20 protein-coding genes are annotated in these 21226 nt (G+C 70.9%); 9 read left to right on the top strand and 11 right to left on the bottom strand.

Annotated elements, in window-relative coordinates:
- Positions 1-3: 3 nt before the first annotated feature.
- The 4 genes from ACFYXV_RS27695 to ACFYXV_RS27680 all read right to left on the bottom strand — a co-directional run bounded on the left by ACFYXV_RS27695 (position 4) and on the right by ACFYXV_RS27680 (position 3775).
- On the bottom strand, positions 4-321 hold the full coding sequence (locus tag ACFYXV_RS27695) for a bifunctional 3-phenylpropionate/cinnamic acid dioxygenase ferredoxin subunit (protein ID WP_389384302.1): 318 nt from the start codon (positions 319-321) through the stop codon (positions 4-6).
- On the bottom strand, positions 321-1499 hold the full coding sequence (sufD, locus tag ACFYXV_RS27690) for a Fe-S cluster assembly protein SufD (RefSeq protein ID WP_030858988.1): 1179 nt from the start codon (positions 1497-1499) through the stop codon (positions 321-323). Before sufD ends, ACFYXV_RS27695 begins: the two co-directional genes overlap by 1 nt.
- Before the next feature lie 102 nt (positions 1500-1601).
- Positions 1602-3017 (bottom strand): Fe-S cluster assembly protein SufB, encoded by a 1416-nt coding sequence (gene sufB, locus ACFYXV_RS27685; RefSeq protein ID WP_030858986.1) that lies wholly within the window; start codon positions 3015-3017, stop codon positions 1602-1604.
- On the bottom strand, positions 3014-3775 hold the full coding sequence (locus ACFYXV_RS27680) for a helix-turn-helix transcriptional regulator (protein WP_383346803.1): 762 nt from the start codon (positions 3773-3775) through the stop codon (positions 3014-3016). Before ACFYXV_RS27680 ends, sufB begins: the two co-directional genes overlap by 4 nt.
- 399 nt (positions 3776-4174) lie before the next feature.
- On the opposite strand from ACFYXV_RS27680, the gene ACFYXV_RS27675 reads away from it, so the two are divergent.
- The 4 genes from ACFYXV_RS27675 to ACFYXV_RS27660 all read left to right on the top strand — a co-directional run bounded on the left by ACFYXV_RS27675 (position 4175) and on the right by ACFYXV_RS27660 (position 8093).
- Positions 4175-5101 carry an ABC transporter ATP-binding protein gene (locus tag ACFYXV_RS27675; protein ID WP_385467578.1) on the top strand — a complete coding sequence of 309 codons (927 nt, stop codon included), beginning with the start codon at positions 4175-4177 and terminating at the stop codon, positions 5099-5101.
- The gene (locus ACFYXV_RS27670) at positions 5098-5865 is read left to right on the top strand and encodes an ABC transporter permease (RefSeq protein WP_385467575.1); all 768 of its coding nucleotides are present in this window, start codon (positions 5098-5100) and stop codon (positions 5863-5865) included. Before ACFYXV_RS27675 ends, ACFYXV_RS27670 begins: the two co-directional genes overlap by 4 nt.
- Positions 5866-5950: 85 nt before the next feature.
- The gene (locus tag ACFYXV_RS27665) at positions 5951-7099 is read left to right on the top strand and encodes a hypothetical protein (protein WP_389384301.1); all 1149 of its coding nucleotides are present in this window, start codon (positions 5951-5953) and stop codon (positions 7097-7099) included.
- 4 nt (positions 7100-7103) lie between these two features.
- Complete coding sequence (locus ACFYXV_RS27660; RefSeq protein WP_383346791.1) at positions 7104-8093, top strand: heme A synthase; 990 nt, start codon at positions 7104-7106, stop codon at positions 8091-8093.
- Positions 8094-8113: 20 nt separating this feature from the next.
- On the opposite strand, the gene ACFYXV_RS27655 is transcribed toward ACFYXV_RS27660, so the two are convergent.
- From ACFYXV_RS27655 to ACFYXV_RS27645, 3 genes are all read right to left on the bottom strand, one after another.
- The gene (locus tag ACFYXV_RS27655; protein ID WP_385835728.1) at positions 8114-9241 is read right to left on the bottom strand and encodes an amidohydrolase family protein; all 1128 of its coding nucleotides are present in this window, start codon (positions 9239-9241) and stop codon (positions 8114-8116) included.
- Between the two features lie 120 nt (positions 9242-9361).
- The gene (locus ACFYXV_RS27650; RefSeq protein ID WP_383346785.1) at positions 9362-9706 is read right to left on the bottom strand and encodes a hypothetical protein; all 345 of its coding nucleotides are present in this window, start codon (positions 9704-9706) and stop codon (positions 9362-9364) included.
- 39 nt (positions 9707-9745) lie between these two features.
- On the bottom strand, positions 9746-10693 hold the full coding sequence (locus ACFYXV_RS27645) for a heme o synthase (RefSeq protein WP_389384333.1): 948 nt from the start codon (positions 10691-10693) through the stop codon (positions 9746-9748).
- 255 nt (positions 10694-10948) lie between these two features.
- On the opposite strand from ACFYXV_RS27645, the gene tkt reads away from it, so the two are divergent.
- From tkt to pgl, 5 genes are all read left to right on the top strand, one after another.
- Positions 10949-13036 (top strand): transketolase, encoded by a 2088-nt coding sequence (gene tkt / locus ACFYXV_RS27640; protein WP_385467564.1) that lies wholly within the window; start codon positions 10949-10951, stop codon positions 13034-13036.
- 35 nt (positions 13037-13071) lie between these two features.
- The gene (tal, locus tag ACFYXV_RS27635) at positions 13072-14190 is read left to right on the top strand and encodes a transaldolase (protein ID WP_366102480.1); all 1119 of its coding nucleotides are present in this window, start codon (positions 13072-13074) and stop codon (positions 14188-14190) included.
- Between the two features lie 5 nt (positions 14191-14195).
- A complete protein-coding gene (gene zwf, locus ACFYXV_RS27630; protein ID WP_373312979.1) occupies positions 14196-15722 on the top strand; it encodes a glucose-6-phosphate dehydrogenase in 1527 nt (508 codons plus the stop codon).
- On the top strand, positions 15719-16777 hold the full coding sequence (opcA, locus tag ACFYXV_RS27625; RefSeq protein ID WP_385467560.1) for a glucose-6-phosphate dehydrogenase assembly protein OpcA: 1059 nt from the start codon (positions 15719-15721) through the stop codon (positions 16775-16777). The genes zwf and opcA overlap by 4 nt, the downstream gene beginning before the upstream one ends.
- A gap of 89 nt (positions 16778-16866) precedes the next feature.
- Entirely contained in the window at positions 16867-17649 is a 783-nt protein-coding gene (gene pgl, locus ACFYXV_RS27620) for a 6-phosphogluconolactonase (RefSeq protein WP_383347139.1), read from the top strand.
- A gap of 70 nt (positions 17650-17719) precedes the next feature.
- Here pgl and pgi read toward each other — a convergent pair whose 3' ends face one another.
- From pgi to tpiA, 4 genes are all read right to left on the bottom strand, one after another.
- A complete protein-coding gene (pgi, locus tag ACFYXV_RS27615; protein WP_389384300.1) occupies positions 17720-19375 on the bottom strand; it encodes a glucose-6-phosphate isomerase in 1656 nt (551 codons plus the stop codon).
- A 175-nt stretch (positions 19376-19550) separates the two neighbouring features.
- Positions 19551-19886 carry an RNA polymerase-binding protein RbpA gene (locus tag ACFYXV_RS27610; protein ID WP_010352468.1) on the bottom strand — a complete coding sequence of 112 codons (336 nt, stop codon included), beginning with the start codon at positions 19884-19886 and terminating at the stop codon, positions 19551-19553.
- A 187-nt stretch (positions 19887-20073) separates the two neighbouring features.
- Positions 20074-20295 carry a preprotein translocase subunit SecG gene (gene secG / locus ACFYXV_RS27605; RefSeq protein ID WP_030858951.1) on the bottom strand — a complete coding sequence of 74 codons (222 nt, stop codon included), beginning with the start codon at positions 20293-20295 and terminating at the stop codon, positions 20074-20076.
- Between the two features lie 151 nt (positions 20296-20446).
- A complete protein-coding gene (gene tpiA / locus ACFYXV_RS27600) occupies positions 20447-21223 on the bottom strand; it encodes a triose-phosphate isomerase (protein ID WP_383347145.1) in 777 nt (258 codons plus the stop codon).
- Positions 21224-21226 lie beyond the last annotated feature (3 nt).

Genomic DNA, 21226 nt, shown 5'->3' with positions numbered 1-21226 from the left:
ACCTCAGGACTCCTGGGTGAGGGAGACGAGCACGTCGCCCCCTTCGATCTTTACGGGGTATACGGGAACCGGGCGGGTCGCGGGCAGACCGGACGGCTTGCCGGTGCGCAGGTCGAACGAGGACCCGTGCAGCCAGCACTCGATCATGCAGTCCTCGACGTCGCCCTCCGAGAGCGAGACGTTCGCGTGCGAGCAGATGTCGTTGATCGCGAACACCTCCCCCTCGGTGGAGACGATGGACACCGGCGTGCCGTCGAGTTCCACCCGCTTCGGGGTGTTCTCCTCCAGCTCGCTCAGCGCACAGGCCTTGACGTAGGTCATCAGACGGACGCCTCGAGCTCGGTCTCGATCTTGGCGAGCAGGCGCTCCTCGATGTCGTCGACACCGATCTGCTGGACGAGCTCGGCGAAGAAGCCGCGCACGACCAGGCGCCGGGCCTCGTCGGCCGGGATGCCGCGGGCCTGGAGGTAGAAGAGCTGCTCGTCGTCGAAGCGGCCGGTGGCGGAGGCGTGGCCGGCGCCGACGATCTCGCCGGTCTCGATCTCCAGGTTCGGCACCGAGTCGACCCGCGCGCCGTCCGTCAGGACGAGGTTGCGGTTCATCTCGTAGGTGTCGGTGCCCTCGGCGCTCTTCTCGATGAGGACGTCACCGATCCAGACGGCGTGCGCGCCCTCGCCCTGCAGGGCGCCCTTGTAGACCACGTGGGACTTGCAGTGCGGGGCGTCGTGCGTGACCAGGAGGCGGTGCTCCTGGTGCTGGTCGGCGTCGGTGAAGTACAGGCCGAGCAGCTCGGCCTCGCCGCCGGGGCCCGCGTAGCTGACCCGCGGGTGCAGGCGTACGAGGTCGCCGCCGAAGGTGACCACGATCGACTTGAAGGTCGCGTCGCGGCCGATCAGCGCGTTGTGCTGGGAGCAGTGGACGGCGGTGTCGTCCCAGTCCTGCACGGAGACGACGGTGAGCTTCGCGCCGTCGCCGACGAGGAAGTCGACGTTGGCGGCGCGCACGCCGTCACCGGTGTGGTCGATGACGATGACGGCCTCGGCGAAGGCCTGCACGTCGAAGACGGTGTGGCCGAAGGTCGTGCCTCCCTCGCCGTGCAGCGAGACGCGCACCGGCTCGGTCAGGACGGCCTCCTTGGGCACGGTGACGACCGTGGCCTTGGCGAAGGACGAGAACGCCTGGGCGGCGATCCGGTCCACGGGGGTGCCGGCCTTGCCGATGCGCGCGTCGCCGCGCTCCACCGACTCGACGGTGACGCCCTCGGGCGCGTCGATCTGGGCCTTCATGGTGCCGTCCGCGACCGCGGTGCCGTCGTGCAGACCACGCAGGCGCGCCAGCGGGGTGAACCGCCACTCCTCCTCGCGGCCGTGGGGGACGGGGAAGTCCGCCACGTCGAAGGACGGGGGTGCGCTCATCCGGGTGGCGACGGTGGACTCGGCGGCCACCGCGATCGCGCCGGCCGTGGTCGACCCGGCCGGAATGTTCTGAGCCTCAGCCATGGCTGTCGTCTTGCTCACTCTCTAAAGGAACACGGTCTACGTCGTTGCGGTCCTCGGCCCGCCGGGGGCGGACCGAGGAGCCGGTGTCGGGCGGGCCGGCGATCAGCCGACCGAGCCCTCCATCTGCAGCTCGATCAGCCGGTTGAGCTCCAGCGCGTACTCCATGGGCAGCTCGCGCGCGATGGGCTCGACGAACCCGCGCACGATCATGGCCATGGCCTCGAACTCGGTCATGCCGCGGCTCATCAGGTAGAAGAGCTGGTCGTCCGAGACCTTGGAGACGGTCGCCTCGTGGCCCATGGAGACGTCGTCCTCGCGGACGTCCACGTACGGGTACGTGTCCGAGCGGGAGATCGTGTCGACCAGGAGCGCGTCGCAGAGCACGTTCGACTTGGAGCCGTGGGCGCCCTCGCCGATCTCGACCAGGCCGCGGTACGAGGTGCGGCCGCCGCCCCGCGCCACCGACTTGGAGACGATGTTCGAGGAGGTGTTCGGCGCCATGTGGACCATCTTGGAGCCGGCGTCCTGGTGCTGGCCCTCGCCCGCGAAGGCGATGGACAGGGTCTCGCCCTTGGCGTGCTCGCCCATCAGGTAGACGGCCGGGTACTTCATGGTGACCTTGGAACCGATGTTGCCGTCGATCCACTCCATGGTCGCGCCCTCGTACGCCACGGCGCGCTTGGTGACCAGGTTGTAGACGTTGTTCGACCAGTTCTGGATCGTCGTGTAGCGGCAGCGGCCGCCCTTCTTCACGATGATCTCGACCACGGCGCTGTGCAGCGAGTCCGAGGAGTAGATCGGGGCGGTGCAGCCCTCGACGTAGTGGACGTAGGCGTCCTCGTCGACGATGATCAGCGTCCGCTCGAACTGGCCCATGTTCTCCGTGTTGATGCGGAAGTAGGCCTGGAGCGGGATGTCGACCTTGACGCCCTTGGGCACGTAGATGAACGATCCGCCCGACCACACGGCGGTGTTCAGCGACGCGAACTTGTTGTCGCCGACCGGGATGACCGTGCCGAAGTACTCCTGGAAGAGCTCCGGGTGCTCCTTCAGCGCGGTGTCCGTGTCGAGGAAGATGACGCCCTGCTCCTCCAGGTCCTCGCGGATCTGGTGGTAGACGACCTCGGACTCGTACTGGGCCGCGACACCGGCGACGAGGCGCTGCTTCTCCGCCTCGGGGATGCCGAGCTTGTCGTACGTGTTCTTGATGTCCTCGGGCAGGTCCTCCCACGAAGCGGCCTGCTTCTCGGTGGAGCGCACGAAGTACTTGATGTTGTCGAAGTCGATGCCGGAGAGGTCGGAGCCCCAGGTCGGCATGGGCTTCTTGCCGAAGAGCTTCAGGCCCTTGAGGCGGAGCTTCAGCATCCACTCGGGCTCGTTCTTCTTCGCCGAGATGTCGCGGACGACGTCCTCCGACAGGCCTCGCTTGGCAGCCGAGCCGGCCGCGTCGGAGTCGGCCCAGCCGTACTCGTAGTTGCCCAGACCCTCAAGCTCAGGGTGAGCAGTCTCCGTGGTCATGCGGGGTTCCTCCCGGCCGTGCTGGCAGATGCTGATGTGTCGTTCTGTGTGGTGCCCGCGCCTCGCGGGATGAAGGTGGTGCACACCCCGTCGCCGTGGGCGATCGTGGCGAGGCGCTGCACGTGCGTCCCGAGCAGGCGGGAGAAGACCTCGGTCTCCGCCTCGCAGAGCTGCGGGAACTGCTCGGCGACATGGGCGACCGGGCAGTGGTGCTGGCAGAGCTGTTCACCGCTGTGCGGACCGGGAGCACTCTTCGCCGTAGCAGCGTACCCGTCCGCGGTCAACGCCTTGGCAAGGGCCTCGGTGCGTTCCGCGGGGGCGGCGGCGTCCAGGCTTTCCCGGTAGGTCTCGGCCTGTGCGTCCATCCGCGCCCTGGCGAAGGCGGCCACGGCCGCCTCCCCCTGCTCGCCCCCGCCGGCGGCCTGCGCGATCCAGCGCAGTGCGTCCGCGGCGAGCGAGTCGTAGGACTGGTCGAACGCGTCGCGGCCGCAGTCGGTGAGCGCGAAGACCTTGGCGGGCCGGCCCCGGGTGCGCGCACCGTAGACGCGCTGCTCACGGGGCTCGACCACGTCGTCGGCGACGAGCGTGTCGAGGTGGCGGCGGACGGCGGCCTGGGTGAGGCCGAGACGCGCCGCGAGGTCGGCGACGGTGGACGGACCGTGGTCCAGGATGGAGCGCGCGACCCGGTTGCGGGTCGACCGCTCCCCGGTAGCGAGTTCCCCCTGCGGGGCCTCGATCATCCGTTCGCCGTATTTCACAACGCCATTGTTGCGTAATTAGTCGAGCCCCGACAAGCCGTGACCGAGGCCACTCCAGGTGGCCTCTATCACTAAGGGTTACCTAATTTATCTACGCAGAGTTAAGCGGAAGGGGTTGATCCAGCATTCCGCCGGACCCCTCCGTCGAGCCGGTACACGGCTCCCACCAGCAATCCTCCGCCTGCGACGCCCCCTGGAACCGTGAACATCACGTCGCGGAAAAGGTCACCGAAACCGGCTGACCCGCACAGGACCGCAAGACTGAAAAGAGCCACGTTCGCGACACGGTGTTCGAATCCGACGGCCGTGAAGAGCGGCTGCCGGGGGCCGGAACACCGGGATCTCGGCCCCGTCCACCCGGGACCGAGGGCCCCTGTCCAGCTCCGTAGACTCACCCGCATGAGCAACGACCCCGCCGTGGAGATCCGCGGACTGGTGAAGCGGTACGGGCCCAAAACGGCGGTGGACGGTCTCGACCTCACCGTCCGCAAGGCCTCGGTCACCGCCGTCCTCGGCCCCAACGGCGCGGGCAAGACCACCACCGTGGAGACCTGCGAGGGCTACCGCCGCCCCGACGCCGGCACCGTCCGCGTCCTCGGCCTCGACCCGGTCGCCGAGGCCGGGGCGCTGCGCCCGCGGATCGGGGTGATGCTCCAGTCCGGCGGGGTCTACTCCGGCGCCCGCGCCGTCGAGATGCTGCGCCACATGGCCAAGCTGTACGCCCGCCCGCTCGACGTGGACCTCCTGGTCGAGCGGCTCGGGCTGGGCGGCTGCGGCCGCACCGCCTACCGCCGCCTGTCCGGCGGGCAGCAGCAGCGCCTGGCCCTGGCCATGGCCGTGGTCGGCCGCCCCGAGCTCGTCTTCCTGGACGAGCCGACCGCGGGCCTGGACCCGCAGGCCCGCCGCGCGACCTGGGACCTCGTACGGGAACTGCGGGCCGACGGGGTCAGCGTCGTCCTCACCACCCACCACATGGACGAGGCGGAACAGCTCGCCGACGAGGTCGCCATCGTCGACGCCGGCCGGGTCATCGCGCACGGCAGCCCCGAGCAGCTGTGCCGCGGGGGCGCCGAGAACACCCTGCGCTTCACCGGCCGGCCCGCCCTCGACCTCGGCTCGCTGCTCAAGGCCCTGCCCGACGGCACCGAGGCCGCCGAGCTCACCGCGGGCACCTACCGGGTCACCGGCGACGTGGACCCGCAACTGCTGGCCACCGTCGCCTCCTGGTGCGCCCAGCACGGGGTGATGCCGAGCAGCCTCTCGGTGGAGCGGCACACCCTCGAAGACGTCTTCCTGGAACTCACGGGCAAGGAGCTGCGCGCATGAGCGCCGGTACGTTCACCCCCGCCCCGGGGGCCGCGCCCGTGTCCCGGATGATCCTGGCGCAGACCGCGCTGGAGACCCGGATGCTGCTGCGCAACGGGGAGCAGCTGCTGCTGACCGTGATCATCCCGGCCCTGCTGCTGGTGCTGTTCTCCGCCGTGGACATCGTCGACACCGGCGCCGGGAAGCCGGTCGACTTCCTCGCCCCCGGCATCCTCGCGCTCGCCGTGATGTCCACCGCCTTCACCGGGCAGGCCATCGCCACCGGCTTCGACCGCCGCTACGGGGTGCTCAAGCGGCTCGGCGCCTCGCCGCTGCCGCGGTGGGCGCTGATGGCCGCCAAGACGCTGTCCGTGCTGGTCACCGAGGTGCTCCAGATCGCCCTGCTGACGGTGATCGCCCTCTCCCTGGGCTGGTCCCCGCACGGCAGCCCCCTCTCCGTCGCCGCGCTGGTCCTGCTGGGCACCGCGGCCTTCTCCGGGCTCGGGCTGCTCATGGCGGGCACCCTCAAGGCCGAGGCCACGCTGGCCGCCGCCAACCTGGTGTTCCTGCTGCTGCTGGTCGGCGGCGGGGTCATCGTGCCGATGGAGAAGTTCCCCGAAGGGGTGCAGTCCGTACTGGGACTGCTGCCGATCTCGGCGCTGTCGGACGGGCTGCGCGAGGTGCTCCGCAACGGCGCCGGGCTGCCGTGGGGGGACGTGGCCGTCCTGGCCGCATGGGCCGTCCTCGGGCTCGGCGCCGCCGCCAAGCTGTTCCGCTGGGAGTGAATCCCCTCCCCCGGACGTTGGCCTGGCAGGAGGATGGGCGCCGCCCCGCTGGGGGCGGGGCACACCGGAACGCCGGGGGGCGGGCATGGCGCAACGCGAGGACGTTCTACGGCTGGACGCCCAATGGGCGCAGATCCGGTCGGGGGCCGCACGGGCGGCTCCGGCCGAGGCCGAGGCCCTGCTGACGGAGCTGATCGGCGCGCTGCGCGAGCCGGCGCGGACCGATCCGGAGTGCGCGGCGCGCCTCGGCCTGCGCCTGGGCGACCTGGCGGCCCGCCGTTTCGCCGGCGGCGACCGGGCCGGGGCCCTCTCGGCCGTCGAAGAGGGATTGCGGCACGGCCGGCAGGCGGCCGGGCACGCCCCGGAGTACGCGCGCTGGTACGCCCGGGGCCTGATCAACCAGGGGGTCTGGCTGTCCTGGCCGCTGAGCGACGAGGTACGGCTGCCCCGCTATCCGCACGGCCCCCGGTCCGAGTCCGGCCCGAGCGCGACGGAGCGGGCGGCGGGCGAGCGCGCCGTGGACCTGACCCGGGCCGCGGTCGAGGTGTGGGCGGCGCTGGACCAGCGCGATCCGGTCAACCGGCGCGGTCTCGCGCAGGCCAAGGTCTTCCTCGGAGACCGGCTCGCGGAGCTCGGCTCCGCCGAGGAGGCGGTGGCCTGGGCGGTGGACGCGGAGGGCGGTTTCCGCCGGCTGCTGCGCGCCACCCCCGGTGCGGAAGAGGCCCAGGAGGCGGAGGAGGCCCTCGACCACATCGGCCGCCAGCTCGAACTGCGGCTGCGCCTCCTGTCCTTCGACTCCCTGGTGAGCCTGCGCGCACAGGGCCTGCTGCCCGAACCCCTGCTGCCCCAGGCGGTGGTGGCCGCCCGGATCCAGGGCGTGTCCGAGCCCGAGATCGTCGGCCGGCTGCGGCTCGGAGCCGAACAGGTGCGCACGATGCTGGAGGTCACGCCCTGGCTCGCGGTGTGGCGCTTCGAGGTGCGCGGTCCTGACGGGTCGTGGAACGTACAGGAACATCCCTGGCGCAGCGGGGCTGAAGTCAGAAACAGGACAGCACGGGACATAGGTGGTGAATTGATACGCGGATTCACGGCGTCCGCCGACTACCCCGGCGGTGGCGCCCCTTGGCGCCTGCGCCTGTGGTGGCACGAGGAAGGCGATACGGCGGGAGCCCGGTTCCAGGCGGCCGCAGGCCCCGAGACGGCACCGGGCGGAGCCGCGGACACCCCCTCGTGAAAGTTTGCACAAGGCTCCGCGTACGATAAGGGCCGTGTTGACCCCTCTCGCCTTCATCGCCAACCGCTGGACCCCGTCACCCCGGACCGTCCGGCGGGCCGCCCTCGCCGCGCTCGTCATGAGCGTGCTCATCGTCGTCACGGGCGGAGCGGTACGGCTGACCGGATCAGGTCTCGGCTGCGACACGTGGCCCAAGTGCACCGACGACAGCCTGATCGTGACCCAGGCCCAGGGTTTCCACGGGGCCATCGAGTTCGGCAACCGCATGCTGACGTACGTGCTCTGCGCGGCCGTTGGCTGGTGCATCATCGCCGCCCGCTCGGCCAAGCCGTGGCGCCGTACGCTGACGAGGCTCGGCTGGCTCCAGTTCTTCATCGTGATGGGCAACGCGGTCCTCGGCGGCATCACCGTCCTGACGGGGCTCAACCCGTACAGCGTGGCCGGGCACTTCCTCCTCGCCACCTCGCTGATCACGGTCACGACGGTCACCTGGCAGCGCACCCGCGAGGGCGACGCCGCCGCGAAGCCGCGCGTCCCCGGTCCGGTGCGCAAGCTCTCCTGGGCCCTGATCGCGACGACGCTGGTGCTGATCGCGGCGGGCACGGTGGTCACCGGTTCCGGTCCGCACGCGGGCGACAGCAGCGAGATCAAGCGGATGCCGTTCGACTGGGCCACCACCGCGCACGTCCACGCGATCTCCGCCTGGGTGGTGTGCGCGCTCGCCGTGGCCATGTGGCTGGTGCTGCGCGTGGTCGACGCGCCGACCGACACCCGGGCCCGCGCCCGCGACCTGCTGATCGTGCTGCTCGCGCAGGGCGCCATCGGCTACGTCCAGTACTTCACCCACGTCCCCGAGGTGCTGGTCGCCGCGCACATGCTCGGCTCCTGCCTGGTGTGGATCGCCGTGCTCCGGGTGGCGCTCGGCCTGCGGGAGCGGCCCGCGGCGGAGGCGCAGATCCCGGCGCAGGGCGACCCGCAGCTCTCCTCCGTCTGAGCCGGGGGCCCGGCTCCGGCTCACCCCCGCTCGTCCAGCCGGTAGACGCGGCGGGCGTTGCCCGCCGCGACCATGGCCGCCACCCGTTCGGCGTCCCGCCAGGACCAGGCGCCGTCGCCGACCCAGCCGCCCAGCACCCGGCCCAGCGCCTCCCGGAACACCAGGGCGCCCACCGCGTGCAGTTCGGGCAGCCGGCGCCCGCCGCTGGAGAACAGCAGCTTGCCGAAGGGGGCGGCCTCCAGCACCTCGGCCAGCACCCCCGCCGCCCGTGCCCCGCTCTGCCCGAGAGCCGCGCCCAGATCGGCGTGGACGTGCGGGAAGGCGGCCGCCAGCTGCGCGGCGTGCCGGTGGTACGGGTACCCGCCGAGCAGCACCAGCCGGGTCCCCAGCCCCGCGGTGGCCCGTACGAACTCCGTCAGCAGCGCCGGATCGGCCTCCTGGGGCCGCTGCCCCGGCTCCCCCGCGCCGGCCCCGGTGTGCAGCTGGAGCGGCAGCCCCGTCGCCACCGCGCTCCACAGCAGGTGCCGCAGGAGTACGGGGTCCCGCACGGCCCCGCCCTTGGCGCGCCGGGCCAGCCACCGCCCGGCCGCCCCCCGCACCTCGCCAGGACCGGGCGGCTCGGGGGCCTGCCCGAGCACGGCGGGATATCCGGCGTCCGCCCCGCAGGTGAAGGCCACGGCCGCGGCGGCGGCGTGGTGGACGGCCTCGGCGAGGTTGGCGAGGAAGGCCGGGACGGTGCCGGAGGTGTCGGCGACCTGCTCGGCGAGCAGCTCCAGCCGTACGACCTCGAAGGCGTCGGCGTCCCCCGTGAGCGCCAGCTCCTTGGGGCCGGTGAGGTCGCCGGGCACTCCCGTGTCGACCAGATAGGCGGCGACTCCGGAGCCCCGCAGCAGCCTGCGCCCGGACTCGACCACGCCCAGCTCGCGCCGCCGGGCCAGGTACCGGGCGGGGGCGCAGTGCGGCTCCAGGCCGAGCAGCGGCGGACACCAGCGGCGCACCGCGAAACCGGTCTGGGTGTCGAAGAAGGTGGTCCCGGCGGCGGGAGGGCCGGCCGAGCGGATCAGCTGGGCCTCGAAGGTGCCGAGGCCCAGCTCCGTGCGGAGCACTCCGTGGCAGTACTGGTCCACCAGGGGCGGCGTTTCGATCATCCGGGCATCCCGTTGCGGACGTGAGGAAGGGGCTTCCACACGTCCTAACGGGTGAGCGGGGTGTGAGGTGTTGCTCGCGCTGTTGACCGAGCGGCCACCGTCACGATCCGGCCGCGGCGATCAGGCCGCCGGGTTGGCCGCCCCGCCGAGCTGGATGCCGGCCATGCGCGACCACTCGTACGGACCGGTCTTGACGCGCGCGGCGAACTCGCCGTCGAACTCCTCGTGGAGGGTCAGGCCGGCCTTCTCGGCGGCCAGCTGGGCCACCGCGTACGTCGGGGCCACCAGGTCGCCCCAGCCGCCGTCCGTGCCGACGAGGACGATCCGGGTGCCGGCCTGGCCGATGTGCGCGATCTGGCCCTCGGCGCCGCCGTGGTGCTTGGCGAACGCGCCGATCTGCCGGGCCAGCTTCGCGGCCTTCCGGTCCTGCTTCTTGTCTGCGGTGTCCGCCGCGGTGTCTGCCATGGACAGCATGCTACCGGCGGGTAATGAACCGAGGAAGCGTCAGCGCAGGAAGGGATCCACGGCCACCGCCACGAACAGCAGCGACACGTACGTGATCGACCAGTGGAACAGGCGCATCTCCTTGAGCTTCGCGCCCGTCACGCCCGCCTTGGCCCGTGCGTGCAGCGCGTGCGCCTCCCACAGCCACCAGCCGCCGGCCGCCAGCGCGACCGCGGTGTAGAACCAGCCGGTGTACCCCAGAGGGGTGAGCAGCAGCGAGACCGCCACCATCACCCAGCTGTAGAGGACGATCTGGCGCGCCACGGCCTGGTTTCCGGCCACCACCGGCAGCATCGGCACGCCGACACGCGCGTAGTCCTCCTTCACCTTCATGGACAGCGGCCAGTAGTGCGGCGGCGTCCAGAAGAAGATGACGAGGAAGAGGATGACCGCGGCCCAGGAGACCTCGTTCTTGACGGCCGACCAGCCGATGAGCACCGGCATGCAGCCCGCGATGCCGCCCCAGACGATGTTCTGCGCGGTGCGCCGCTTCAGCAGCATCGTGTAGACGACCACGTAGAAGAGGAGCGCTCCGAGGGCGAGCGCGGCCGACAGCCAGTTGACGAGCAGCCCGAAGAACAGGGTGGAGACCACCGCGAGCGTGATGCCGAAGGCCAGGCACTCACGCGGGCTGACCATGCCTGTCACCAGAGGCCGCTGCGAGGTGCGGTCCATCAGCGCGTCGATGTCGCGGTCGATGTACATGTTCAGCGCGTTGGCGCCGCCCGCGGACAAGTACCCGCCGAAGCAGGTTGCGAGGACCAGCCACAGCGACGGCACGCCCTGTTCGGCGAGGAACATCACCGGCACTGTGGTGATCAGCAGAAGTTCGATGATCCGCGGCTTGGTCAAAGCCACGAAAGCCATGACCCGGGCCCCGAACGGCCGGTGACCGGGGCTCGTCCCGAGCACCCCCGCTGGACGGGATTCGACGGCCGTCACGCACACCCCTGACAGAGAAACCAGCAAGCTCCGGACATAAAGGTCCGCTGAAGGCTCGCACGTACCACGCCACTCTAGACGTTGCACTTACGTCGCCCCGCGCGGGGGTCGCCCCGTGTTGGTCCGATCGGAGCCGCCGACGTCATGACGGACTGCGGGCACTCGAATAGCTGCACGCCGTCACGGGGGTAGGCTCGGAATCGCGCCGGTGCACCGTTCGTCACCGGGTAACAGACATGTGGAGAGGAGCCCTGACCCACGGTGAGCACCAAGCCGACGACCACAGAGCTCGACTGGACCGACCTCGACCAGCGGGCCGTCGACACCGCCCGCATCCTGGCCGCCGACGCGGTCCAGAAGGTGGGTAACGGCCACCCCGGCACGGCGATGAGTCTGGCCCCCGCCGCGTACACCCTCTTCCAGAAGGTGATGCGGCACGACCCGGCGGACCCCGAGTGGGTCGGCCGCGACCGTTTCGTGCTTTCCGCGGGGCACTCGTCCCTCACTCTTTACACCCAGCTCTACCTCGGCGGCTTCGGCCTGGAGCTCGCCGACCTCGAAGCCTTCCGCACCTGGGGTTCCAAGACCCCGGGCCACCCGGAGTACGGCCACACGGCCGGCGTCGAGACCACCACCGGCCCGCTGGGCCAGGGCATCGCCAACGCGGTGGGCATGGCCATGGCCGCCCGCTACGAGCGCGGCCTGTTCGACCCGGAGGCCCCCCAGGGCGCCTCCCCGTTCGACCACATGGTCTACGCGATCGCGGGCGACGGCTGCCTCCAGGAGGGCATCTCCCACGAGGCCTCCGCCCTGGCGGGCCACCAGAAGCTCGGCAACCTGGTGCTGCTGTGGGACGACAACCACATCTCCATCGAGGGCGACACCGAGACGGCCGTCTCCGAGGACACCCTGGGGCGCTACGAGGCGTACGGCTGGCACGTCCAGCGCGTCGCGCAGCAGCCGAACGGCGACCTCGACCCGAAGGCGCTGTTCGCCGCCCTGGCCGCCGCCAAGGCCGAGACCGGCCGCCCGTCCTTCATCGCGATGCGCTCGATCATCGCCTGGCCGGCCCCGCACGCCCAGGGCACCGAGGCCTCGCACGGCTCGGCCCTCGGTGACGACGAGGTCGCCGCCACCAAGCGCGTGCTCGGCTTCGACCCGGAGAAGAGCTTCGACGTCTCCGACGAGGTCCTCGCGCACACCCGCAAGGCGCTGGACCGCGGCCGCGAGGCCAAGGCCGCCTGGGAGAAGGACTTCTCCGCCTGGCGCACCGCCAACCCGGAGCGCGCGGCCGAGTTCGACCGCATCAACGCCAACGAGCTGCCCGCCGGCTGGGAGGACAAGCTCCCCTCCTTCGAGACCGGCAAGGGCGTCGCCACCCGCGCGGCCTCCGGCAAGGTCCTCGAAGCGCTCGGCTCGGTCATCCCGGAGCTGTGGGGCGGCTCGGCCGACCTGGCCGGCTCCAACAACACCACGATCGACAAGCACTCGTCCTTCCTCCCGAAGGGCAACCCGCTGCCGGAGGCCGACCCGTACGGCCGTACGGTCCACTTCGGCATCCGCGAGCACGCCATGGCCGCGACCATGAACGGCATCGCGCTGCACGGCCACACCCGCATCTACGGCGGCACCTTCCTGGTGTTCTCCGACTACATGCGCAACGCCGTCCGCCTGTCCGCGCTGATGCACGTGCCGGTGACGTACGTGTGGACGCACGACTCCATCGGCCTCGGCGAGGACGGCCCGACGCACCAGCCGGTCGAGCACCTCGCCTCGCTGCGCGCCATCCCGGGCCTGAACGTGGTCCGCCCGGCCGACGCGAACGAGACCGTCGTCGCGTGGCGCGAGATCCTGCGCCGCCACACCAAGGTGTTCGGCAAGGGCGCCCCGCACGGTCTGGCGCTGACCCGCCAGGGCGTGCCGACGTACGAGCGCAACGAGGACGCGGCCAAGGGCGGGTACGTGCTCTTCGAGGCCGAGGGCGGCGACGCCCGGGTCGTCCTCATCGGCACCGGTTCCGAGGTCCAGCTCGCCGTCGCCGCGCGCGAGGCGCTGCAGGCCGAGGGCATCCCGGCCCGCGTGGTCTCGATGCCGTCCGTCGAGTGGTTCGAGGAGCAGGACCAGGCGTACAAGGACAGCGTCCTGCCGCCGTCCGTCACGGCGCGCGTCGCGGTCGAGGCCGGCATCGGCCTGACCTGGCACCGCTACGTCGGCGATGCGGGCCGGATCGTCTCGCTGGAGCACTTCGGTGCCTCGGCCGACGCCAAGGTGCTGTTCCGCGAGTTCGGCTTCACCGCCGAGGCCGTCACCGCCGCCGCCAAGGAATCGATCACCGCCGCCGCGCGCTGACACCGGTACACGAACCAGTAGGAGATGCAATTCCCATGACAGACGCACTCAAGCGCCTCTCCGACGAGGGCGTGGCGATCTGGCTGGACGACCTGTCCCGCAAGCGCATCACGTCCGGCAACCTGGCCGAGCTCATCGACCAGTCGCACGTGGTCGGTGTCACCACCAACCCGTCGATCTTCCAGAAGGCGATCAGCAGCGGCGACGGCTACGAGCAGCAGCTCGCCGACCTCGCCGCCCGCAAGGTCACCGTCGACGAGGCCATCCGCATGATCACGACGGCGGACGTCCGCGACGCCGCCGACATCCTGCGCCCGGTCTACGACCGCACGGACGGCCAGGACGGCCGGGTCTCCATCGAGGTCGACCCGCGCCTGGCCCACAACACCGCGGCGACGATCGCCGAGGCCAAGCAGCTCGCCTGGCTGGTGGACCGCCCGAACACGCTCATCAAGATCCCGGCGACCAAGGCCGGCCTGCCGGCGATCACCGAGGTCATCGGCAAGGGCATCAGCGTCAACGTCACGCTGATCTTCTCGCTGGAGCGCTACCGCGAGGTCATGGACGCGTACCTGGCGGGTCTGGAGAAGGCCAAGGCCGCGGGCCTGGACCTCTCGCTGATCCACTCGGTCGCCTCCTTCTTCGTGTCCCGCGTGGACTCGGAGATCGACAAGCGCCTGGACTCCGTCGGCACCGACGAGGCGAAGGCCCTGAAGGGCAAGGCGGCCCTCGCCAACGCCCGTCTGGCCTACGAGGCCTACGAAGAGGTGTTCTCCTCCGACCGGTGGAACGCCCTGGAGAAGCACGGCGCCAACAAGCAGCGTCCGCTGTGGGCCTCGACGGGCGTCAAGGACCCGGCGTACAAGGACACCCTGTACGTGGTCGACCTGGTCGCCCCGAACACGGTGAACACCATGCCGGAGGCCACCCTGGAGGCCACCGCCGACCACGGCGAGATCACGGGTGACACCGTGCGCGCCACGTACGACCAGTCCCGCGCCGAGCTCGACGCGGTCGCGAAGCTGGGCATCTCGTACGACGATGTGGTGCAGCTGCTCGAAGACGAGGGCGTCGAGAAGTTCGAGGCGGCCTGGAACGACCTGCTGAAGTCCACCGAGGCGGAGCTCCAGCGCCTCGCCCCCACGGAGGCCTGAACACTTTGTCTGTGAACGGAGCGAACCCGCTTCGTGACGCACAGGACCGGCGGCTCCCGCGCATCGCGGGGCCGTCCGGCCTGGTCATTTTCGGCGTTACGGGTGACCTGTCGCGCAAGAAGCTGATGCCCGCCATCTACGACCTGGCGAACCGGGGGCTGCTGCCGCCGGGCTTCTCGCTGATCGGCTTCGCCCGCCGCGAATGGGAGCACGAGGACTTCGCCCAGGAGGTGTACGAGGCCGTCAAACAGCACTCGCGCACCCCCTTCCGGGAGGAGGTCTGGCAGCAGCTGGTGCAGGGCTGCCGCTTCGTGCAGGGCGATTTCGACGACGACGCGGCCTTCGAGACCCTCAAGTCCACGATCGACGACCTGGACAAGGCACAGGGCACGGGCGGCAACTTCGCCTTCTACCTGTCGGTGCCTCCGAAGTTTTTCCCGAAGGTGGTCCAGCAGCTCAAGAACCACGGGCTGGCGCAGAAGGAGGGCTCCTGGCGGCGTGCCGTCATCGAGAAGCCCTTCGGGCACGACCTGAAGAGCGCCGAGGAGCTCAACAAGGTCGTGCACGAGGTCTTCCCGCGGGACGAGGTCTTCCGGATCGACCACTACCTCGGCAAGGAGACCGTCCAGAACATCCTGGCGCTCCGCTTCGCCAACACGATGTTCGAGCCGATCTGGAACCGGTCGTACGTCGACCACGTGCAGATCACCATGGCCGAGGACATCGGCATCGGCGGCCGGGCCGGGTACTACGACGGCATCGGCGCGGCCCGTGACGTCATCCAGAACCACCTGCTCCAGCTGCTCGCGCTGACGGCGATGGAGGAGCCCGGCTCCTTCCACCCCAAGGCGCTGGTGGCGGAGAAGCTCAAGGTCCTCACGGCCGTCGAGCTCCCCGAGGACCTGGGCAAGCACACCGTGCGCGGCCAGTACTCGGCGGCGTGGCAGGGTGGCGAGAAGGTCGTCGGGTACCTCGAAGAGGACGGCATCGACCCCAAGTCGAAGACCGACACCTACGCGGCCATCCGCCTGGAGATCAACAACCGCCGCTGGGCGGGCGTCCCGTTCTACCTGCGGACGGGCAAGCGCCTGGGCCGCCGGGTGACCGAGATCGCGGTCGTCTTCAAGCGGGCCCCGTACCTGCCGTTCGAGTCGGGCGCGACCGAGGAGCTGGGGCAGAACGCCCTGGTCATCCGGGTCCAGCCGGACGAGGGCATCACGGTGCGCTTCGGCTCCAAGGTCCCGGGCACCTCCATGGAGGTCCGGGACGTCACGATGGACTTCGCGTACGGCGAGTCCTTCACGGAGTCGAGCCCCGAGGCGTACGAGCGGCTGATCCTCGACGTCCTTCTGGGTGACGCGAACCTCTTCCCGCGCCACCAGGAGGTCGAGCTGTCCTGGAACATCCTCGACCCGATCGAGGAGTACTGGGACAAGCACGGCAAGCCCGCGCAGTACCCGGCGGGCACCTGGGGTCCGGTCGAGGCGGACGAGATGCTCGCACGAGACGGACGGAGCTGGCGCCGGCCATGAAGATCGACCTCACGGAGACCACCTCCAGCAAGATCAACGCCGCGTTGGTGCAGGCGCGCCGGGACATCGGCACGCCGGCCATCGGCATGGTCCTCACGCTGGTGATCGTGACCGACGAGGAGAACGCGTACGACGCGCTCAAGTCGGCGAACGACGCGTCCCACGAACACCCTTCGCGGATCGTCGTCGTCATCAAGCGGGTCAGCCGCTCGGCTCGCAGCCGCCGCGACGCCCGTCTCGACGCGGAAGTCCGCGTCGGGGCGGACGCCGGCACCGGCGAGACGGTGGTGCTCCGCCTCCACGGTGAACTGGTCAACCACGCCCAGTCGGTGGTTCTCCCGCTCCTCCTGCCGGACGCGCCCGTCGTGGTCTGGTGGCCGGACGGTGCCCCGTCGGACCTGGCGGGCGACCCGCTGGGTGCGCTCGGACAGCGCCGGATCTCGGACACGTACGCCTGCGAGAACCCGCAGCAGGCGCTCGGGCAGCGGGCCGCGGCCTACGCCCCGGGTGACACGGACCTGTCCTGGACCCGGATCACGCCGTGGCGTTCGATGCTGGCGGCCGCGCTGGACCAGCAGGCCGTCAAGGTCTCCTCGGTGGTCGTCGAGGGCGAGGACGAGAACCCGAGCTGCGAGCTGCTGGCCATGTGGCTGGCGGACCGCCTCCAGGTTCCCGTCCGGCGCACGGCCTCGGCCGGTCCCGGCCTGACCTCGGTCCGGCTGGAGACCAAGGACGGGGACATCGTCCTGGACCGGGCGGACGGCTCGCTGGCGACGCTGTGCATGCCGGGGCAGCCCGACCGTGCCGTGGCGCTCAAGCGCCGTGACACGGCCGAGCTCCTGGCGGAGGAGCTGCGCCGGCTGGACCCGGACAACACCTTCGAGGCCGCGCTGAAGTTCGGCGTGGCCAAGCTGGCCGCGGAGGCTCCTGCCCCCGCTCCGGCCAAGGCCAAGGCCGCGCCGACGGACTCCCCGGAGACGGTGACCGGCCCCAAGGCCGACTCCGCGCCCGCGAAGCCGGCGGCGAAGCCGGCCAAGAAGGCCTCGGCCAAGTAGCGCACCCCGGGCCGCGCCCCGGATCCCGGTCACGGGATCCGGGGCGCGGCCCCGGCAAACCCACAACCGACAAGGCGGCAGCCATGGGCATGACGACTCCCCAGGTCGTCGTCCACCGGGACAAGGAGCTGATGGCCCAGGCCGCAGCGGCCCGGCTCATCACCAAGATCGTCGACGCGCAGGCCGCCCGCGGCAGCGCCTCCGTCGTCCTCACCGGCGGCCGCAACGGCAACGGCCTCCTGGCCGCGCTGGCCGCGGCCCCGGCCCGGGACGCCGTCGACTGGTCGCGGATCGACCTCTGGTGGGGCGACGAGCGCTACGTCCCCGCCGACGACCCCGAGCGCAACCACACCCAGGCCCGTGAGGCCCTCCTGGACTCCGTCCCGGTCGACCCGGCCCGCGTGCACGCGATGCCCGCCTCCGACGGCCCGTACGGGGCGGACGTGGACGCCGCGGCCGCCGCCTACGCGGCCGAGCTGGCCAAGGCCGCCGGGCCCGAGGACCACGGTCCGGTCCCCACCTTCGACGTCCTGATGCTGGGCGTCGGCCCCGACACCCACATCGCCTCGCTCTTCCCCGAGCACCCGGCCTCCCGCGAGACCGACCGCACGGTGGTCGGCGTGCACGGGGCGCCCAAGCCCCCGCCCACCCGGATCTCCCTGACCCTCCCGGCCATCCGGGCGGCCCGCGAGGTCTGGCTGCTCGCGGCGGGCGAGGACAAGGCCGGAGCGGTGGCCATCGCCCTCGGCGGCGCCGGCGGCGTCCAGGCCCCCGCCGCGCAGGCGTACGGCCGCTCCCGCACCCTGTGGCTGCTGGACCGCACGGCCGCGGCGAAGCTCCCGGCCGGGCTGTACCCGCCGCCCGCCTCCTGACCCCCGTACGGCCGAAGGGCCCGCCCCCGAATCGGGAGCGGGCCCTTCGTCATGCTGTCTCCCCGTGCCGTCAGCCGCGCCCGCGCAGCTTGCGGTACTCCGTCACGAGGGCCTTCGACGAGGCGTCCAGCCCCGGCACGTCCGCGCCCTCCGTCAGCGCCGGCTCGACCCGCTTCGCCAGGACCTTGCCGAGCTCCACGCCCCACTGGTCGAAGGAGTCGATGTTCCACACCGCGCCCTGGACGAACACCTTGTGCTCGTACAGCGCGATCAGCTGGCCCAGCACCGCCGGGGTGAGGTCCTGCGCCAGGATCGTCGTGGTCGGGTGGTTCCCCTTGAAGGTCTTGTGCGGGACCAGCGGCTCCGCCACGCCCTCCGCGCGGACCTCCTCGGCGGTCTTGCCGAAGGCCAGCGCCTGGGTCTGCGCGAAGAAGTTCGCCATCAGCAGGTCGTGCTGGCCGGCCAGCTTCGGCTCCAGCTCGCCGATCGGCCGGGCGAAGCCGATGAAGTCCGCCGGGATCACCTTCGTGCCCTGGTGGATCAACTGGTAGTACGCGTGCTGCCCGTTGGTGCCGGGCGTGCCCCACACCACCGGACCGGTCTGCCAGTCCACCGGATTGCCGTCCCGGTCCACGGACTTGCCGTTGGACTCCATGTCCAGCTGCTGGAGGTAGGCGGTGAAGCGGGAGAGGTAGTGGCTGTACGGGAGGACCGCGTGCGACTGCGCGTCGAAGAACGCCCCGTACCAGACCCCCAACAGGCCCATCAGGAGCGGCACGTTCTGCTCCGGCGGAGCCGTGCGGAAGTGCTCGTCCACCGTGCGGAAGCCGCCCAGCATCTCCCGGAAGGCGTCCGGGCCGATCGCGATCATCAGCGAGAGCCCGATCGCGGAGTCGAAGGAGTAGCGCCCGCCGACCCAGTCCCAGAACCCGAACATGTTGGCCGGATCGATGCCGAACGCGGTGACCTTCTCCTCGTTGGTCGACAGCGCCACGAAGTGCCGTGCCACGGCCGCCGTGTCACCGCCCAGACCCGCCAGCAGCCACTCCCGCGCCGACTCGGCGTTGGTGATGGTCTCGATGGTGGTGAAGGTCTTGGAGGCGATGATGAACAGCGTCTCGGCCGGGTCCAGGCCCCGTACGGCCTCGTGCAGGTCGGCGCCGTCCACGTTGGACACGAACCGCACGGTCAGGCCGCGGTCGGTGAAGGCGCGCAGCGCCTCGTACGCCATCGCCGGGCCCAGGTCGGAGCCGCCGATGCCGATGTTGACCACGTTCTTGATGCGCTTGCCGGTGAAGCCGGTCCACTCCCCCGACCGGACCTGGCCGGAGAAGGCCGCCATCTTGTCGAGCACGGCGTGCACCTCGGGGACGACGTTCTCGCCGTCCACCTCGACCACCGCGTCCTGCGGCGCGCGCAGGGCGGTGTGCAGGACCGCCCGGTCCTCCGTCGTGTTGATCTTCTCGCCGCGGAACATCGCCTCGCGCAGCTCGGCCACGCCCGTCGCCGCCGCCAGCTCGCGCAGCAGCTCCAGCGTCTCGTCCGTCACCAGGTGCTTCGAGTAGTCGATGTACAGGTCCCCGACCCGCAGGGTGTAGCCCGTTCCCCGGTTCGGATCCGCCGCGAACAGCTCGCGCAGGTGCGTCTGCCCCAGCTCTTCGCGGTGCTTGCCGAGTGCGTGCCACTCGGGCATCCGGTTGAGCCTCATCCGACCGTCTGCGTTCATCTCGGACATCAACCCGTTTCTTCCGTCCTGTCGTGCCCCGCCGATCACCAACTTAAGGGATCGAAGGGGGGTATGCCGGACAGCGCCTTCGGCGCGGGGGTACGCAAAAGGCCCGGCCCGCAGGAGAAGACTCCTGCGGGCCGGGCCCGATGTCACACCGTCACTCTCGCGTCCGTCAGATCTCGCCGCGCAGCTTGGCGAGCGCCTCGGCGAGGATCGCCTCGCCGTCGGCGTCCGACCGCCGCTCGCGCACGTACGCCAGGTGCGTCTTGTAGGGCTCGGTGCGCGGCGGAGCGGGCGGGTTGTCCCGGTCCTGGCCGGCCGGGAACCCGCAGCGCGGGCAGTCCCAGGTGTCCGGCACCTGCGCGTCGCTGGCGAAGCTCGGCTGCGTCTCGTGCCCGTTCGAGCACCAGAAGGAGATGCGCAGGCGGGGCGCGGACTCGCCGCGCTCGGCCTCACCCATCGGCCCCGCTCCGACCCGACTGCCACGGATCGCGTTGCCACTTGCCACGGTCGTAACTCCCTGCGTGATGGTGCCGCGGAGCGTGAGTGGATTCCGCTGCGGGCGCCCCAGTCTACGTAAGGCCCAACGCACGTCCATCACATGGAGTTACTCACTCCAGGCCGTGGACGCCGTCCTCATGATAGGCCGGGTGGAGCCGACCGGTCCGGCGGAATGGCCAGAACCGTCGGTTCCGCTACTTCAGCAGAATCCCGAGCGCCATGATGCAGGCGAACCAGAGCAGGCCGATCACGACGGTGATGCGGTCCAGGTTGCGCTCCGCCACCGAGGAGCCGCCGACGGAGGACTGCATGCCGCCGCCGAACATGTCGGAAAGGCCGCCGCCCTTGCCCTTGTGCATCAGCACGAGCAGCATCAGCAGGGCGCTGAAGACGATCAGGGCGATCGAGAACCCCATAATCACGGCTGATTCCTACTTTCTGGCTTTTCTGGCTGTCCGGCTCTGCTTGACGTGCGCGGGGGCCAGTGGCTGGTGGTTCAGCCTCCTGGCCCCCGCAAGGGTACGACGGATCCGTCCTACCGCATACTCACTGCGACGATCACGCAGGTCACTGGTCGCGGAAGCGGACGATCTTCACGAATTCGTCCGCGTCCAGCGCCGCGCCGCCGATCAGGGCGCCGTCGACGTCGGGCTGCGCCATGATCGCCGCGATGTTGCCGGACTTGACCGAGCCGCCGTACTGGATGCGGACCTTGTCGGCCAGCTCCTGCGAGTAGAGCTCGGCGAGGCGGGTGCGGATCGCCCCGCAGACCTCCTGCGCGTCCTCGGGGGTGGCGACCTCGCCGGTGCCGATCGCCCAGACGGGCTCGTACGCGATCACGATGGACTCGGCCTGCTCGGCCGGGAGGTCCTTGAGGCCGCCGTCGACCTGGGCGAGGGTGTGCGGGACCTGCTGTCCGGCCTTGCGGACGTCCAGGCCCTCGCCGACGCAGAGGATCGGGGTGATCCCGTTCTGGTAGGCGGCCTTGACCTTGGCGTTGCAGAGCTCGTCGCTCTCGCCGTGGTACTGGCGGCGCTCGCTGTGGCCGACGGCCACGTACGTGCACTTCAGCTTCGCGAGCATCGCGCCGGAGATCTCGCCGGTGTAGGCGCCGGAGTCGTGCGCCGAGATGTCCTGGGCGCCGTACTTGATCTTCAGCTTGTCGCCGTCGACCAGGGTCTGGACCGAGCGGAGGTCGACGAAGGGCGGCAGGACCGCGACCTCGACGGCGTCGTAGTCCTTGTCGGCGAGCGCGAAGGCGAGCTTCTGGACGTGGGCGATGGCCTCAAGGTGGTTGAGGTTCATCTTCCAGTTGCCCGCCATCAGCGGGGTACGCGTGGTCATACG

The sequence above is a fragment of the Streptomyces sp. NPDC002181 genome (assembly GCF_042890485.1).
GTDB lineage: Bacteria > Actinomycetota > Actinomycetes > Streptomycetales > Streptomycetaceae > Streptomyces.
Note: the sequence above shows the minus strand (reverse complement) of the source record. Positions and strands in the feature narration are given on the sequence as shown.